Genomic DNA, 17,300 nt, shown 5'->3' on the forward strand with positions numbered 1-17,300 from the left:
GTAGCAGCGATGAGCTGCTAGGTTGGATGATTGCTATTAATTCAAAGGATGAAGCCATATGAGTATCCAAATAGATATTGTTCGTATCAGTGGCTTTCGGGGCATATCTAATATCGAAATAGCTTTACCGAGAGTTACCGTATTGCTTGGGCAAAATAATGCAGGTAAAACATCGATTATAAAAGCTCTACAACTAGCCATGGGGGACTACTCAAGGTACTTAGCTGACGAAGATTTTCATATAGGCGAAGATGAAAAACGCCAAGAAACTATTACAGTCGATCTTCGGTTTATAGCTGTTGATAGTGATGCGAGAGCGAGAGAGTTTTCAGAGAGTTGGCAACAGGTATTTGGCGATAAAATTCAGTCAGAGCCTGATGGGAAGCAATTCGTAGCGATACGAACTGTTGCAAAACCAGATCGAGTGAAAGGCGGCTATATTGTTGATCGGCTTCATTTGGATGTGTGGCCAGAACTTAGTGGGTGGCAAGATGTTCGGGTTAGCAGCAAGAACAGATTGGGCAAACGATTGGAGTCTGTACCTTTCATTTCGATTGATGCACAAAGAGACATCCATAATGAACTAAAAGAAAAATCTTCTTTTGTTGGCCGTGTTTTATCCAGTGTTGAGTATGACGAAAAAGACGTGGCTGAACTAGAGCGGATGGTAGCCGAAGTTAATAAAGAGGCCATAGAAAAAAGCGAGCCGCTTAAGCGATTGAAGACTCATCTGGATAACATGAATCAATCGTTTGAGGGCTCAGGACAAACAGAGCTTACCCCGTTTCCGAAGAAGATTCGTGACCTGTCAAAGCGGTTTAGTGTGAATTTCGGTGAAACTGATAAAAGCTCATTTTCTATGGAATACCACGGCATGGGTACACGCAGCTGGGCGTCCATGTTGACAGTAAAGGCCTTTACCGAACTGTTGGCCAAAAATCACGAAGAGGAAGCCGAGCCATTTTTCCCAATTATGGCCGCTGAGGAACCAGAAGCACATCTGCACCCGAACGCGCAAAGAACATTGTATAGGCAACTCGTAGATGTGCCAGGACAAGTGATTATAAGCACTCACTCGCCGTATATTGCTGGCCTAGCCGAGTTGCACGAAATTAGATCTCTGAGCAAACGGAAGAATTCAGTTCAAGTATATCAGTTGAGAGATGAGTTTGAAGATGATGATCTGAGGAGATTGAAAAGAGAGGTAGTCCACTCCCGTGGTGAGCTCTTATTTTCCAAAGCAATAGTCCTTTCTGAAGGAGAAACCGAAGAGCAAGCCCTACCAGAGCTGTTTGGAGCCTATGCTGGAAAACACCCCTTCTCACTCGGAATTAATTTTGTTGGTGTCAATGGTTCAGGGGCAAAGTATCGTCCATTTCTCATTTTGGCGAAAGATCTCAACATTCCAGTATTTATATTTAGTGATGGAGAGCCTAAAACTATTAAAGATCTCAAGAAAAATTATGAAAAAGTTTTCGGAGCTACTGACATCGAGAAAGCCAATAATATCACAATACTTGACGGGACTGATTTTGAGGGATATCTCTTAAGTCAGGGCCTTGGCGATTTGATAGAAGAAACTATCAATGAAGTTGATGGTGAAGATACCATAGACAAGTGGATTGAGAAAAAAGATGGAGTGCTTTTAAAACGAATCAAAACTGATAAGCCAAGTTGTCAAACCTGTAGTCAGCCTATTTTTGAGGATGTGCTACGAGATTACAAAGGTGATGCTGGGCGAGTTCGCGCAATCCTTGAAATTCTTGATTCAAGTAAACCGCTTTATGCTAAGGCAATTACAGATAATCTGATTAAATTGTCAGCAGATAAGTTTCCTGAGAAGATTATTGAATTATTCAAAAAAATTGAGTCTGGAGTCTGATATGAATCTATCAAATGCTCAGCGTCAGATTATTGAAGCTCCCATGAATTCAGCTGTCCAGGTGCTTGCATCAGCCGGTTCAGGTAAAACACGTGTGTTAACAGAGCGTGTTCGTCATATTTTGGATAAAACTAAAAAAGAAGGCATCATCGCACTTACCTTCACGAATAAAGCAGCGGAGGAAATGAGTGCACGTTTAGCTGACTTCGAACAAGTAGAAGATAGGGTTTGGATCGCTACAATACATTCGGTCGCACAGCGTATTTTAGAGAAATATGGACACACCGTTGGTTTACCCACGGAGTTACACATATATGATAGAGATAAAGACCGAATGGAGGTCTTCATACAATCTTTACGTGAAGATGGCATTAATATAGATGAGTATCTAAATATCACTGATTCAAGAGAGTTAAAAAGCAGAGAGAAAAACCTGCAATCCTTTATGGATATATTCTCGAAAATCAAGCGAGAGTTACTGACAGATCTTGAGGTGGCCGAACTATATCCAGATAATAACATCTGGAAAATATATCAAGACTATCAATCTGCGTTGCTTAATAGTGGCGGTATCGACTATGATGATATTTTGGTATATGCACATAAAATCCTACTAACACATGATTGGATCGCAAAAATATACCGAGCCCAGTATAAACATATTTGCGTTGATGAAGCTCAAGATCTTAATAAAGCGCAGTATGAGTTTATCAGGGTACTTTGCGGTGATGCTATAAAAAGCATTTTAATGGTAGGTGATCCTAATCAAATGATTTATGGGTTTAACGGGTCCTCGAAAGACTATCTCTGCACCAGATTTGTAGATGACTTCACCCCGCAACGATTTGAACTTAAAGAAAATTATCGTAGCACTAAAGCTGTTATACGTGCAGCAAACAAGTTGCGGCCAGGCTCACAAGCAGAAATTAATTATGCCTTAGAAGGTGGTGTATGGATTTCAGAATTTGATACGGAAGAGGATGAGGCTGCTGCGGTTGTTTCTACGATTAAAAACCTTTTGGACTTGAAAGTTAACGATGAAATTGAAGGTGAAATTTCATTGAGCAATATGGTGATAATTGGCCGTAATCGTTTTGTTTTTGGCAAACTTGAAAGTTGTCTTAAAGAAAACTCAATACCATTCTCTTTGAGAAAAGGTGAGAGACAACTAGAGCCTTCAACTAGATTCGGTAAAGTATTAGACTATGCCATTCGCGTGAAGCTGAATTCTAAAGATTGGGTGGATGGGAAAAAGTTATGTCAGGTACTGAATATTTCTGAGCCCAAAAATTGGACGGTTAATGTATTACGGGAAATGGCAATTCAAATTTCATCATCAACTGACGAGTACTCTGATGTATTCGCAAATCTTCTTTCTGCTGTAGATGTATTGGATGTTGAAAGCCCAAAAATCCCTAAGCTTGTAAAGGATTTTAACAGTCTACTAACCTCATTGGTTGAAAAGCATAGCGGTATCTCAGATGATAAAATCGAAGACATTAAACTGAGTATTGAAGAGCTTGAGGAATTTAATCGGACTTGGACACGCTTTAAGCGAAAGGGAATCGGAGATTCGTTGGTTACATTTCGTAATGCATTAGCTCTTGGGCAACTGTCGCACGATATTCTTGAGGATGGCTTAACATTAAGTACAGTCCACACCATGAAGGGGCTAGAAAAGGATATCGTATTTTTAATTGGTATGTGCGAAGGAGTTTTCCCAGACTATAGAGCGAATACTGCAAAGGAACTTGATGAAGAGAGAAATAATGCATTTGTTGCCGTAACAAGAGCAAAGCGATGGCTCTACGTATCTTATCCTAAGCAACGAATGATGCCATGGGGCGATAGAAAGTTTCAGCGGAAATCTCGCTTTGTAACGGAAATAGAATCATGAACAATGTAGGCCAGCACAAAAGTGTGCCCCAAAATCGTATGGTGCAGTTTTTTCAAACTGACTTGGGTTAATACGTTATTATTTGTCCACTTCAAGGGCGCTGTGCTTGCAGCGCTGCTGACTGTATGCATTCCGATCAGTTACAGTTACCTGTTTGAAACTAACGCCCAGCAACGATGTTTTGATCGTTTTATTCAAGGAAAAGTAATATGAAATGCTCAGTTTGTGGCATTGCAGAACTTAAGTTTAGTATCAAAAATGTCCCTTACTCATTCCAGGGTCACAAAACACTTATTGAGGCTGAAGGTGAGCATTGTCCGGCTTGTGGTGAAGTCGTAATGAATCGAGAACAGTCAGTGATTTACATGGCAAAGGTAAAGGAGTTTAAAGCTGAGGCCATGGCGAAAACTATCGAACCTTGATGTATAATTCCGGTACGCAAATACTTGCCCCTATGCAGAAAGAAGCCAGAGCCTTTTTGGTGGAGGTATGAATGCCTTTTCCCATGATGAGAATGGTAAGACAAAACTGCTCCCGTGGTTATCAAGTTACTTCCTGTGCTTGATCATCATCCCGAGTTTTTGGCTGAAGTCCCCAAACCTGCATAGCAGGGAAAAGGGAACAATCGCGTAGGTTTTGGTTGTGCTTAAAATTTTAAAAAATCAAATAAGGGGGATATCTAATGGCCGAACGCAGTTTTTTTGATGAACTGTCTCAAGGGATGCGGGACTGGAGCGATTACAACTCGGGAAGAATAACGTTGAAGACTCATAGCGAGTCACCGAAAAAAATATCAACATGTTCACCGGAACAATTGAAAGCCTTGCGTGAAAAGCTGCGCCTTTCACCGGCTGATTTGACAGGGTAAAACGAGTATGATTTTCACGCTAAGCCGTATTAACTCCCCTGTAAGCAGAGCATCATCGTTCGATAGCCGTTGAGGCGTTACTCAATTCGTCTAACGTCGTATTAACGTAATCACTTAATAGGAGGCTCAGTTCAGCGGGATTTCTGCCCTGAATAAGTTCGAAAACAACATCCTTGAGATTGGACTGCAAGGATTCAATAGCTAGCCTTACTTTAATTAAATCCAAAGTGGTTCCAAAATTCGCCACTTCCTCAAATGCCAAATGAATATAAGGTTCTAGGCTGCTGATTGATGTATGACCTGTATATTCCTGGACTTTCCTTTTGAGTGTCTCACCATCCAGGAGAGCGCGTCGGAAATCGTCTCCATTCTCATATTCATGCTGCTCAATCAACGCTACAAAAAGCTTGGTAATGAATCTATGGCGGAACATATGTGCGCATGCTTGCTCTTCGATCTTAGCTGCTTTGGCAAGCAGGAGTAACTCATTAGTCAGAGTCTCGGTGGCGAGTCTTTGCCCACTGGTTTCCGAAATCAGTAAATAGCCTAAATCATCTTTGGTGCCGACCGTTTGCTTAATGATCCTACGCCGGAATTTTTCGATGAAGTTCACGATGAGTTCAAGATCCGTTTTGGAAATAGGCAAATATCTATACTCTTCTCTTCCTCCTAGTCGTTTGGCTGTGAAGACCTTAAGTACCGGCTCTTGCTTCATCTGCCTTGCATTATAAATATCTTCGATTCTGATGTTCGCGACTTCAATCCGCCTTGCCCCTGTGATTTCCAAAAGTTTGACCAGAATGAAGCGACGCCTTCTCTGATAAGTTGTTCTGCTCACGTGCGGGATGACCTCAATGAGCTTTGCGATATTGTTCGAATTGATAGGTAAGCGCCGTGTCTGAGGCTCGGGATGGGGAAAAGAATGGTGATGCCAATAAGTGCGAACGATCTGCTTCCCATGGTTTACTAACTTGCTCTCTTTCGTTTCAGCTCTGATTGTTCCAGTAGCTCCGATGAAGGACGGATCAAGATAAAGTTCTCCGACATAACCCAAAAAGCCAAGGCAGATCCTGCCAATGTTTGCTACGTGAGCTCCTTGTCGTTTTCTTTGCCCAGGCTTTCTTGGATCCATTTCTCCCTGTAGTGTTCTGATGAACAATGAGAAACGAGAGTCAGTCAGGTCAATAAACAAGTAGTTATTGTTGAAGCAAAAGCGAATAAGATGTGACAGAAGCTTGGCATATTGTGTGAGCGTGCCACCGGCTTCCTTACGGGACAACCCGCGTTCGAAACAATACAGCAGATACAGATTCCCTTCTGTGCAAGGCCTACCATCAGGCCAACAAAGGAGAGGTATGTTATCCGCTTTAACGCTGAGAACATGACTGTTCCGATCAACCCCGAAAGGTAACCGAAAGACGCTGCTTGTTAGATGGTACAGTTTCTCATCGCTCTGCAAGGGATTGAGCCTCATGGGAGGGTGCCAGAGACTGTTTGCTTAGCGATAGCATTGAAAATAGCTCTCTACGGCGTTTTTTGAAAAGACTCAGGTCTGCCGGGTCATGGCATTTTTCGGCAAATTGCTGGGCAAGGGTGATGGACTCTCTGAAAATATTCGTTACCAATGCAATTTCATCCCAGAGTTGGGAGATTATCTTGTCCTGAGCCTTAACCTTAGCTTTTAGCTCCTGCTTAGTCACTGAAGAAGACTTTGCTGGCTTGGTTGTACGGGAATCGTGAATGGCTTTGGAAGCCAGGCATCTCAGATTATCAAATGCAGTAAAACCACCGGGAAGAAGGTCATTCGCCCTGTTTTTAAGTGTATTGAGCGACATAGGAGAAATTAACGATTCTCTTACCGATAGCTTTGCAAGGCCGCCTTGGCTCTTCAAAGCGATCAAAAGGTCCGTGTTTTCGCGATGCATGCCAGGTGACTTAATAATCGATTCCAGATACCTAACACGAGCAAGCACAGAGCGGTTGTTAATATCCAACTGAGAAGGCGCTTGATGTGTGTCTTTCTTCATGATTAATCGCCCGTTATTTTAAAGAGAATTTCATAACGCTTTCCATTTGGAGTGTCGAGGAAGACTGGCTCGATCTTTAATATTCCCTCAATCATCAGGTCTTCAATATAGTCAGCGACTTCATCTGACTGCATGATTGAAAAAGATGAAACCCCGTAGCGCTCTTCCAGAAGTGCCCTTAAATTCTTTGAGTTACTCTGCCCCGAGATCAACGCTCCAGATGCATATTCGGCACTGACTCTGCGCAATACTTCACCTGGCACAGTCTCAGTGATGTAGTGATAAACGTGTTCAAGGTCTGTATGCCCTAAAAACCACCGAAGAGTATCCAGTCCGCCAAACCCACCGTTCCAAAAAAAAGTCATAGCGAAGAAACGTCTCATTTGGTGAGTGCGAATGTAATAGCGCCGCCCAGTAGAGTTCAGTTGTGTTTCAAAATAGTCAGAGAAGCGATTCAGTACCTTTGCGGCATCTACTGAACTCATCGCGGCCAGACCGATTTCACGATGTCGAGGTTTACTGAAGAGTCGATGTGAAGCTCTAGCAGAACTAAGCAAGGACAAATTTTGATGGAGATCTTTTAAACTCTGAATACATAGGGCTGCGACATTGGGGATGGGGCGAAGGACCTGTTCACGAGCCTTGCCGAAGTTTCGTTTTCGTAAGGCGAACTGTAAGTAGTAACCATGGTTTTTTTTAACAAGGCAGGTATTTTCCACAAGATCTCTTATCTCTCCTGAACGCCGGGCGCTGAGAGCGGAAAGGATTATCCAGATAGCGCCATATAGAACTTCGATTAGCTGTATCAGGCCCTCATTCGCCCTGAATCGTTTAAAAAATGTAACACTTCCGCCGCTTCGACTCCGTCCTCGAAAATCTGACGAGAGGTCCCAAACCTTGACTCCGATATCACTCAACTTCTTGGGAATGAGCTCTCTTATTTCAGCCGGACTTAAGTCCCTGAGTGTACACCCACGTGAATCAGCCTCTTGTGCCAATGCAACATAACCGTCGATGAGTAGTTGGCCCACATCGAAATAGAACTCAACAGCCTTCCTAAATGATGAAAATATGACCTCCTGGGGCAACGACCGATAACGTCCTTTATTTTTCATCTCCAGTTGCCTGACAAAAACCTTGTTATCCAGAGCTGAAAGTGAGTGATGACTAATATGATCCAGCCCACAGAGCTTGAGAAACTCCATCCGCTTAAGCCCTTGCAGATAAGTATTAATCCCACTTTCAGAAGGCAGTGGGTCGTCAAGAAGAACCATGGACGAAATCATGGGATATTCCCGAAAAGTTTTCTCAGATGGACTGAAGTGGAGTTCGTCCAGGACCACACCTCGAAATTTGGGTGTTACTAAAGTCCGCTCATGGTAAATCTCAGAATAGATGCTATTCGGAGAAATTTGGTGAGTAAAAAATGAATGTCCGTCATTGCCCGCTTTAATCGGCACGCGTTTATAGTTTCCATTAATCCATAGGAAAATCCGTGCTGCAATAATCTCCGACTCAGATAAGCCAAGGCTGTGCTCATCGGAACTATCAATAACAGTAATACCAGGAACTTTAGAGAGAACGCTCTTTGTTTGCTGTTTTGTGACCTGATGGATTTTGAGTCGAAGGAAATCCCGAAGCTCTTCATGCGCTGCATAGAGATTATTCTTCAGATATTGGCTACTGGCCAACACAACCATGAACTCGGTTATCTCATGGGGCGTTATTAACTTGAACCCATGGGATGATAATTGAAAGCGTTCGGCCCTCAGTAGGAAGTAGTCAATAATACCTATAGTTGTATGGACTCTGTGCCCTATTGTGTTTGGGGCAAGCTGGATACTCCCGACCGGCAGCGAATGGGAGGAAAGGCATAAGTAAGATTTTATGATCTCCAGAAGGCTTTGGTGCTTTGGGTGTGTGAGTAACAGCCCATCGTCAAGCCTAACTCTGAAATCAATAACAGTGTCTTTCTTGCCATTTTGGCCAATGTGGGTGGTCCACACTGGATCATCAAATTTCGAATTGAACCACTCGGTGCTGCGAAACAACCTTGAGCTAGCATCGAAAGGGCGCATTATAAAGTCCAGTTCATGAGGCAGTGAGTTACTATCAGACATAGACCAGACTCGCAAATTGTTGAGGATTTGCTAACATTTTGGCCTTAATTAGACAGCTGCGGAGGTATGGGTCTGGAAAATCATCAGATTCAATATGAGATTCAACCCTTGCAGTGAACTCACTCCAATATATAGCTGTCCCCGCTGCACATGGACCAGCATTTTCCACTGCGAGCCTGAGCGAGATAAGCACGGTAAGAATCTCTTCATCAATAGAGATTATGATCTCTGAGCCAAGAGCATCTAACCCTTGTTCAACGGAATTATTGAGTGAATCTGTTACCTCAGGGGGTGCCCGGAGAGCATGTCTTTCAAGAAACTGATTGAGCTCGCTCATGCTGTCGAAGTCAGTTGCTTTGAGTAAAAAATGGGAATCTTTCATGGCATAGACAATCACCGCATTTTGGAATATTCGCACCCAGCGTTCCTGGAAAAATTGCATGATCGTAGGCGGCAGATAATGATTCATAGCAACGCGTTTCGAATTACCAAGCGACTCAGCCATTTTGTCGATGCTGAGTGTGTTGAGATAGACGAGAACACCCGCCGTAGCCCGTATCCTGGCCAGTGATAACGTGTTGATTAGCTCTCCTAACTCAGCAGAATGAGTTTGAACAAATGCCTTTTGCCTGAGAGTCTTGGCGAAACTAATTTGGTTCGTAAAAATATAGGGTTCCTGAAAACCTTGACCACCTGCGACAATAAATAGTCGCCGCCACCCATCATCGTTTTTCTTTTTTAGATAGTTTCTGAGGGGGGTTGTAATTTGTATAAGAAATTCAACCACGGAACCTGCTTCGGGGCTAAGTACAACCTCCTGCTGACTTCCTTTGCGATTCTTCTTTATTACAAGCACAGGCCCCGAGTCGGTTGAGATAAAACCGGTTCGCTTACCGTTTCGGTCAAACAACTCGCACCCAAGCAAAGATGCATCGGTCAGAACAGGGTGCTGCGCCACCAGCCAAATAGCCATTGGAGCAATCACATACTTTGTTGGTAATACAAGATTTTGAGCTAATTCCGCTGTTGAGAAGCTGATTCCCGTTGCGCTAACCAAGTGGCCACGCAAGACATGATCAATAGGTATAAATCCGCTATGGCTCTCTTTAATGGTCTTGATAAGGCTGTTCATTGCCATTTCAGGTCGACCATATGCTTGAGAAGATATTCGCGCCCCTCGCGTTATCAGTTCCCCTTTGTCGCAGGCGCACACGGCAGAGTCAAGCCGGTAAATTATGCGATCGATCTGATGCCGGGCCCATAGAACGACTTTGTTAAAGTCATCTTTAATACGCTTGAAAAGAAGCTCAGTCGCCTCTTTGTCACTGACAGACAGCGGGACCTGAGTCAGAAGTTTCTGGGACACAAGCGCTTCACCATCGCCGTACCTATGGTGGCCTACTTCGTGGAGAGGCCGGGCGAGTTTCTTGCTTCCCTGAGGCCACACTTCACCAAGCGGTGGTTGCATAAGTCTGCTGCTGACAAGAACATTTTTCGCCCAACAGATGATTCTGATCCATTGACGTTGAAGGTTTGCCAGCACTCGTCCCGTTGGTTGATTTTGGTTCCGTTTGGCGTAACTTTCAAAATGCCAGCGCTGGAAGCTCCAGAAAAACTGATAAACAAACATTGGGTCTTGAAATAATTCTGGCTGTAGCTGTTGTCTTTCCTTGGACTCTTCGTCATACCAGCGTACGAAATTATCTAATCGGGAAACCACATTTGTATAATTACCATAGTGGCTATGGGTTAAAGCGTGTTTCTGACTTTCCTGATATAGGACATTGGTAAAATCACGCCCCATAACGTCGAATATCGCTCCCATCTTTAATCGATATGAACCCGAGTTTCGGTCGACTACATGCCATCCTGTGAGCCTGGATACGCGCAGAGGGTCAATATGAATCGCTTCGAATTGCATGATGCATTGTTTCGTTTGGTCATCTGTAAGGTCTGAATATGCAAAAACGTTAACAGGATACAATTCGGACAACTTAATCAGTAACTTAAAGAAACACTGAGCAAGCTTCCTCCTGCCAGAGTGCTTAACCTCAGCGGATAGAAAGCAGGTTGAGCAAAGAGCCCCATAGAAAAGGTGCTGAATATTCAGGAAGGCGGTGGTTCGAAGATCTAGGGCGGTTGTTAGAGGGGGATGATGGGTTATCCACAGAAAACACTCGAAGTAAAACAGAGCCCTGTTTGCGCTTCGACGTTGGGATAGGGGGAGACTAGTAAGTTGAGTTTGAATTAGATCCAAAGCGCTACCCGATAGGATAAGAAACTTGAAATCTTTCTCTATGTGGCCTTTAGCGATGATACCTTGAGGATAACTGTTTGAAGAAACCTGACTCATCAAGAGACCTCATTCTGCCTGGTTTGGGAGCGGGAATATTTCTTGGAATATTAAATCTCTGGAGCTATTACAGTTAACTACTTATCTCTACTCGACAACCAAATCATAACATGCGGTGTTTTTTTATACAGACAAAGTTAATCAGTCTGCTAAATTAAACGCCCCAAATAGGGCTACAGTTTTACCATCGCATAATGACTTTCGACAAATGGGCGGGCCATTTATATGAAATGGCGTACTTTTTTGTACTTACTACAAATTAGTTGAAAGTATGAAGTTTTTATAAGGGTTCGTTTCAGTTTTAGAATGAACCCATAAGTGCGGACGTGAGATATTCAAGTGTAGTGCTGCGTTTCAAACCATAAACAGACCATCTTCAAGCAATTTTGTCATAGGCTGCAAAGCATATAAAGTCATGCACGTACCCACCCGTGGATTAAGTAATCACTTGTGATGATAGCCGCAGCTATCGAAGCAATTGTATGGAAGGCATCGTCTTTGGTATCGTCGCCGAAATCACTGATACCTCTCACAATCAGAGCTGGCACTCTTTGTTTCTCGCAGGCATCAAACACGCCATACGCCTCCATTTCGGCAACATAGGCTTTGTCATGAAGCGATCTGAAGCTCTCCAGCAGAGCAGGATCCCTTATGAGAAGTTCTCCTGACGCGATAGTGGCAGAGGAAACGGTTATTCCTGCGGCTACATTGCCAGCCTGAGAGCTTGCTGGCATCTCAAATCCCATAATCTGCGCTCGTTCACCGAGGCGTGCAGATAGCGATGATGTTGCAAAATAGCTGTTGAGGTTTTGCTGAGTTGACATGTGGGGACGTAATATTTCAGGCCTGTAAGCAAGCCCTCCACCTTCCAGTGCAGCTGCACTCTCATAATAGACGATACGATCTGAGACGATGACTTCACCCAGCACCATTTTCTCTCTCGACCCTGCAGCAATTCCCATCATGATGACTTTTTTGGGTTTGAACTCCGACAATAAAATGGTGGTAATGGCTGATGCATTTACATTTCCGGCACCGGCAAATGATGCCACTATGCCTGTAATAGGACCATCTGAACGTTGGATCACTGTGGGCCAGAAATGGATTCCGTTTGATGTCACACGAGGTGGAATATCATCAGCGATATCAAAGGCTTTTTTAGCTGCTGCAAGTTCAACCGGTAATGCTGTAAGAATCAGTACATCTGGAGAACGTAATGACAGTTTTGTCACCCATTCAGCTTTGAGCAGTCCAACTGAGATTTCTGATAGTTGCCCCAATTCATAACAAGGTTCCTGCAATGATAAAGTATTAAGACGTTTTTTTACGTTCTCTCCTGTACAAGGAAACATTGTCAGCGGTTCTTTGAAAAATTGGTCATATAGGCCTAAAGCACCTTTCCCATCCCCGCAAATTCCACCAAGCTGCAAGTCAAACGGTAATATGGGATGTTTATCCTTACGCATTTTTTTCGCGCGATCGGAAACGCCTTTCCCACCACCTAATGCAATCATGGCCGTGGCTGCATCAACCTGTTCATCCCCTATATTTCCACCAGTTATAAGATCATCATCCAGATAACTTACATCAGCAATATTAGCTGCCTGGAGTTTACGAATAAGCCTTCGTCTCTCCTCTGACATCTTTTCCTGCATTGCTGAACGTGACGTGATGATACGGAGTTGTTGAGCTGGCGTATAATTTCCCATCAACTTCTCTGCTTCATTTACCACGGTCCAGTCGAAGGTTAGAGGATCCCCGTTTTCATTAACAGGTTCCCCTGCTAGGTAGACGACCAAACCCACCTCCGCATCAAGAATGCTTTTCGTAAGTGTACGAACAAAGCTATGCGCTCGGTCAATATATTGTTTCTCTGTTTTTTCTGAAATGCTGCCGGCTATAAGAACGTATTCGTTAGTAGTATTTACCATCGCAATTATTCCTGAGGATTTATTACTTGTTATCATTTGAGCAAGGCATAGATTTCGTCCTTGTTTTTTAATGCTAGCTGCAATGCTTCCGGAGCCTGATTTGATTGAGCTTCAGTCAAGTTTAGCTGGAAGAGAAGGTAGTGCAGTAGCGCTTGCCTGCATTCCAGATGAATTTCTCCATCGACCATTGCGTAATCAGTTTCAATTAGGCTCCGCTGGGCAGGGCGCAGTCCAGGGTGAGCAAAAAGAATAACTTTGATGTAAGTATTCCACGCCGTATCACAATTAGTTCGTTCTTCATCCGGGCCAGCATTGTGAGCCTGTACAATCCGCGATAATAAGAAGTCCCGAAACTCTTTACGCTTATGGCACCATGCTCTGGTGTGCCAACGATAACCATCATGGACCAATGAGTGAGGTGTTACTGTGCGCTCGCTACCTTCAGGATCACTCATCGATTGGTAAATGACCTGAACGGCCTCACCCTCTCGTATCGCTCGCAGTATTTGAATCACTACATCAGAGTCCAGCCTACGTAAAAGTCGTGGAACAGCCGCAACAGGAGTTCGCCAGCCTAGGAAGTTGCCATACTGAAGCTCTGACTTAACAGCAACACTCAGTAAGTTATCCAGATAGCATTCCAAGGAACTGGTCGCGAAGACGGGCTGGAACAACCCAGTTGAACGATACACTCTGGCACTCATATCGTACTGAAGATTATCAGGAGCTAATTTTGTGTATTCGTTAAGATCCAGCGAAGCTTGAGGCACTGAAATACCAAAAAAGTCAGTGATACTACTACGGTTGATTTGCCCATCCCACCGAAGCCGATAGTCAATGAATTCAAGCCGACGCTCTTGGCCCCAACGTGCTCCCAGCCGTCCTTTTTGGCTTACTCGCTCATCCCCTTCTCTGAACTTATCTGACATCTTGGTTCCCAATAACATATAAAAAATAGATACAGTATAAAAAGTAGATGCAATATTAAAACTAATCGTATAATAATAATACGCTATAGAGCTGTTAAGGTGCAACCATCACCTCAAAAGATACCGAGGAAGACTGTTGCAGTTTTTATCAATGATTTTCGGAGAGATGCGAATGTCGCTCACCAATACTCAGGTCCGGTACTACGACAGTAATGTGCTGCGTTTACCTAAAGATAAACGTGAAACCTACAATGCTCAGGTAGATCGGCTTATTGCAGCGCTACGTAAGAAATTGAAAGAACAGGACAAAATAAGCATTAAGCGTGTTGTTAAAGCAGGTTCTTTTGCCAAACATACAATTTTACGCAAAACTTCGGACAGTAAGGTCGATGTGGATGTTGTGTTTTACGTTAGCGGTAAGAAGGTTGCTGAGGAATCATTCGCAAGCCTGAGCGAAAAAATTTACGAGGCCTTGCTGAAAGTATATCCCAACAAAGCTGTAGAGGATTTCGAGATTCAGCGTAAGGCAGCGACCGTTTCCTTCGTCGGGACAGGATTGGATGTCGATATTGTACCAGTAATCGAAAATCAGGATAAAGAAGGTTACGGGTGGCAGTTTGACCGTTTTGATGGTTCGAAGACAGAGACCTGTGCTCCCTGCCAGATCAAGTTTGTTAAGGATCGCAAAGATCTGGACCCAGACTTTCGTACCTTAGTGCGTTTAGCTAAACGTTGGCGTACCAATGTGGAATGCCCACTTAAGTCATTTCATATCGAACTGATCATGGCCCATGTGATGGAAGTCAATGGAAAGGATGGGCTACTCGAAAAACGGTTCAGGGATTTCCTATTATATGTTGCTGAATCAGAGTTAAAGGAAGTTATCACATTCCCTGAAAATCACACTGTACCGGCATTTACCCATCCAGTTGTCATACTAGATCCAGTTTGTGATACCAACAACGTTACCAGTCGTATTACCGAGGATGAGAGAAAAGAGATTGTTCGGCTTGCAGATGAAAGTTGGGCAACAGCGAACTTCGCATCTACTGAAGGAGATTTTGATCTCTGGAAGGAATTATTTGGTCGCTCCTTTAAAGTGGAGGATGCAGCATGAGCTACTCTTCAACAGAAACATCAACTTATACTACGACAGACGTTGAAGCAGTAATGAGACGCACCACTGCTGACTTAGTAATGATTGCTGCCAGTACCGGAGCGATCACTGAAACTCGCGCACGTGAGTGGGCTCATGACATAGAACTTCTGGCAAAAAATGGCTATCTGAATTATGTCGATTTGACCCTCATGAGCAATGGCGTTGAACAGAGAGCAACCCGGTTTTATGTTAACGATTCCGGAGGTCTGGCAAATGAGAGGCCAGGCGATGCCCGTTGGCCGAAAATTCAGGGTGCTCATTTGCGAATTGTTCTGACTTATCTGAGTACGTACGATCAGGCTGCGAAACAAAGGCTTACAAGCAAAATGAATATATCTTGGTCGCCATGCAGTGACGATATTAGCCATTCAGGTTTGACCCAGAAGGCTGGCCGTGAATATTCCAGCAATGGTTATGGTATGCAACGTAAGGACTACAACTGATGAGCAAGAGCAGTGTTTTTGAGTCGGTGATTGATTTACCACAGCGCGAGCTGACAGAGCGAGAGAAGGTTCTACTTGGGTTTGAAAATCGCTATCAAAGGGTCCAAAACCAACTCAGCCTGCTTCTTAATCAGGGACAGCTTCTTGAATGGAGTAAAAAACACCATAAGGGCGTTTTGCCAGTCTGCAAGCTCGTTGCTGAACAGTACCCGCTTGTTATTTTCCATGGTGATGTTGGTACAGGTAAAACGGCAACAGCCGAGTGCATCGCGAATCGTATTGTTCGTGAGTCACGCACTGAAGATTCAGCTCTCTTTAAGCTCAGCAACCGAGTTCGCGGTTCCGGGAAGGTGGGGGAAATGGGGACGCTGCTGACTCAGGCATGGACAGAAGTATGCGAGGCGGCGGGCAAAAATCGCAGAGCAATACTAATTATTGATGAGGGTGACTCAATTGCAGCTTCTCGCTCGCAAAGTCATAGCCATCACGAAGATAAAGTAGCGGTAAATACTTTAATTCAGGGCGTGGATGACTTACGAAAATTTGGCGGCCGAGTTGTGGTGATTTTATGCACCAATCGACTCTCCGTTCTGGATGCAGCACTCCGCAGGCGAGCGGCTATAGTAGAAGAGTTTACTCGCCCCGGAACCACAGAACGAGAGGCACTTTTCCGTATGGATCTTGAAGGGATGGGGCTATCAGACACTCAATATAGTCAATTAGCTGCTGCAACGGCTGAACGAGGCAACCAACCGGCTTGGACATACTCAGATATTCGCACTCGCCTTTATCCTGCGGCAATGTCTCGAGCTTTCCCTGAACGGCCTTTGAGCTTTAATGATTTGATTGAACCGCTAAAGTTAATGCGGCCTTCTCCTGTTATGGAAGATAAATAAATCATACATTTAGACCGCCTGATTTACCGGCGGTAAAATCATTCCAGTTCAGGTACATTTGTGGGTGCGATGTGTGCCGCTTACCGTAGGGTGTTATATGAGAACCAATAAAGAAATATTTGTTTCGGTCGATGTAGAAGCTTCAGGTCCTGTTCCAGGTAAGTACAGCATGCTGTCGATAGGTGCATGCGTGGTTTTTGATCCATCAACTCATTTTTCGTGTTATCTCAAACCGATATCTGATGAATTTATTCCTGAAGCTATGGAAGTGACGGGCCTATCACTTGAGCAGTTGCATCATGATGGGCTGGAGCCAGCTGATGCAATGCTGCAGCTTAAAAATTGGGTTGATTCATTAGTCAGTAATGAGGAAATTGTAGTTTTTGTTGGTTTCAATGCATCGTTTGACTGGAGCTTTATCAATTACTATTTCCACACTTACTTGGGTGAAAATCCTTTCGGGATTGCAGCGCTGGATATTAAGTCAATGTATTTTGGGACATCACAAGTTTCGTGGAAATCGACTCGTTCCAGTGAGATTGCAAAAATTGTAAAACCCGAAACATCCGGTGATCATGATGCATTACATGATGCACAGTACCAAGCGGAACTATTCCGTCTTATCTATGATCTGGGCAGAAAGTAAAGCTTTTTTTTAATATTTCTCGTCAACTATTCGATGGTTTTTTAGATGTTAAAAATTCCTGTGGTTTTTATTTTTTGACCATATGAAAAATTAAAAATTACTCAATCATATGCATTCGATAAATAAGATTTTTTCCTGGATTTTACCAT

At 43.7% G+C, this 17,300-nt stretch carries 14 protein-coding genes; 8 read left to right on the forward strand and 6 right to left on the reverse strand.

Annotated features, from left to right (window positions below):
- The first annotated feature begins 58 nt into the window (after nucleotides 1-58).
- The 4 genes from IEV89_RS06165 to IEV89_RS06180 all read left to right on the forward strand — a co-directional run bounded on the left by IEV89_RS06165 (nucleotide 59) and on the right by IEV89_RS06180 (nucleotide 4,647).
- Complete coding sequence (locus IEV89_RS06165) at nucleotides 59-1,882, forward strand: ATP-dependent nuclease (RefSeq protein ID WP_188471543.1); 1,824 nt, start codon at nucleotides 59-61, stop codon at nucleotides 1,880-1,882.
- A gap of 1 nt (nucleotide 1,883) precedes the next feature.
- On the forward strand, nucleotides 1,884-3,779 hold the full coding sequence (locus IEV89_RS06170; protein ID WP_188471544.1) for an ATP-dependent helicase: 1,896 nt from the start codon (nucleotides 1,884-1,886) through the stop codon (nucleotides 3,777-3,779).
- A gap of 209 nt (nucleotides 3,780-3,988) precedes the next feature.
- Nucleotides 3,989-4,201, forward strand: coding sequence for a type II toxin-antitoxin system MqsA family antitoxin (locus IEV89_RS21660; RefSeq protein WP_229746398.1), 213 nt, complete (start codon nucleotides 3,989-3,991; stop codon nucleotides 4,199-4,201).
- Nucleotides 4,202-4,461: 260 nt separating this feature from the next.
- The gene (locus tag IEV89_RS06180; RefSeq protein WP_188471545.1) at nucleotides 4,462-4,647 is read left to right on the forward strand and encodes a hypothetical protein; all 186 of its coding nucleotides are present in this window, start codon (nucleotides 4,462-4,464) and stop codon (nucleotides 4,645-4,647) included.
- 52 nt (nucleotides 4,648-4,699) lie between these two features.
- Here the strand turns inward: IEV89_RS06180 and IEV89_RS06185 are convergent, their stop codons facing one another.
- The 6 genes from IEV89_RS06185 to IEV89_RS06210 all read right to left on the reverse strand — a co-directional run bounded on the left by IEV89_RS06185 (nucleotide 4,700) and on the right by IEV89_RS06210 (nucleotide 14,007).
- On the reverse strand, nucleotides 4,700-5,926 hold the full coding sequence (locus IEV89_RS06185) for a tyrosine-type recombinase/integrase (RefSeq protein WP_188471546.1): 1,227 nt from the start codon (nucleotides 5,924-5,926) through the stop codon (nucleotides 4,700-4,702).
- A gap of 166 nt (nucleotides 5,927-6,092) precedes the next feature.
- Nucleotides 6,093-6,674 carry a hypothetical protein gene (locus IEV89_RS06190; protein ID WP_188471547.1) on the reverse strand — a complete coding sequence of 194 codons (582 nt, stop codon included), beginning with the start codon at nucleotides 6,672-6,674 and terminating at the stop codon, nucleotides 6,093-6,095.
- 2 nt (nucleotides 6,675-6,676) lie between these two features.
- Nucleotides 6,677-8,752 carry a site-specific integrase gene (locus IEV89_RS06195; protein ID WP_188471548.1) on the reverse strand — a complete coding sequence of 692 codons (2,076 nt, stop codon included), beginning with the start codon at nucleotides 8,750-8,752 and terminating at the stop codon, nucleotides 6,677-6,679.
- Between the two features lie 34 nt (nucleotides 8,753-8,786).
- Entirely contained in the window at nucleotides 8,787-10,715 is a 1,929-nt protein-coding gene (locus IEV89_RS06200; protein WP_188471549.1) for a hypothetical protein, read from the reverse strand.
- Between the two features lie 845 nt (nucleotides 10,716-11,560).
- Nucleotides 11,561-13,078 carry a phosphorylase family protein gene (locus tag IEV89_RS06205; protein WP_188471550.1) on the reverse strand — a complete coding sequence of 506 codons (1,518 nt, stop codon included), beginning with the start codon at nucleotides 13,076-13,078 and terminating at the stop codon, nucleotides 11,561-11,563.
- Nucleotides 13,079-13,110: 32 nt separating this feature from the next.
- The gene (locus IEV89_RS06210) at nucleotides 13,111-14,007 is read right to left on the reverse strand and encodes a helix-turn-helix transcriptional regulator (protein WP_188471551.1); all 897 of its coding nucleotides are present in this window, start codon (nucleotides 14,005-14,007) and stop codon (nucleotides 13,111-13,113) included.
- A 136-nt stretch (nucleotides 14,008-14,143) separates the two neighbouring features.
- Between IEV89_RS06210 and IEV89_RS06215 the strand changes: the two genes are divergently transcribed.
- The 4 genes from IEV89_RS06215 (at nucleotide 14,144) to IEV89_RS06230 (ending at nucleotide 17,151) form a co-directional block, all read left to right on the forward strand.
- Nucleotides 14,144-15,124 (forward strand): CBASS oligonucleotide cyclase, encoded by a 981-nt coding sequence (locus IEV89_RS06215; protein WP_229746399.1) that lies wholly within the window; start codon nucleotides 14,144-14,146, stop codon nucleotides 15,122-15,124.
- On the forward strand, nucleotides 15,121-15,609 hold the full coding sequence (locus IEV89_RS06220; RefSeq protein ID WP_188471553.1) for an HORMA-1 domain-containing protein: 489 nt from the start codon (nucleotides 15,121-15,123) through the stop codon (nucleotides 15,607-15,609). The genes IEV89_RS06215 and IEV89_RS06220 overlap by 4 nt, the downstream gene beginning before the upstream one ends.
- Nucleotides 15,609-16,505 (forward strand): AAA family ATPase, encoded by an 897-nt coding sequence (locus IEV89_RS06225; RefSeq protein ID WP_188471555.1) that lies wholly within the window; start codon nucleotides 15,609-15,611, stop codon nucleotides 16,503-16,505. Before IEV89_RS06220 ends, IEV89_RS06225 begins: the two co-directional genes overlap by 1 nt.
- A 97-nt stretch (nucleotides 16,506-16,602) precedes the next feature.
- Entirely contained in the window at nucleotides 16,603-17,151 is a 549-nt protein-coding gene (locus IEV89_RS06230; RefSeq protein ID WP_188471557.1) for a 3'-5' exonuclease, read from the forward strand.
- Nucleotides 17,152-17,300: the final 149 nt, after the last annotated feature.

Source organism: Hafnia psychrotolerans (assembly GCF_014639435.1).
GTDB lineage: Bacteria > Pseudomonadota > Gammaproteobacteria > Enterobacterales > Enterobacteriaceae > Ewingella > Ewingella psychrotolerans.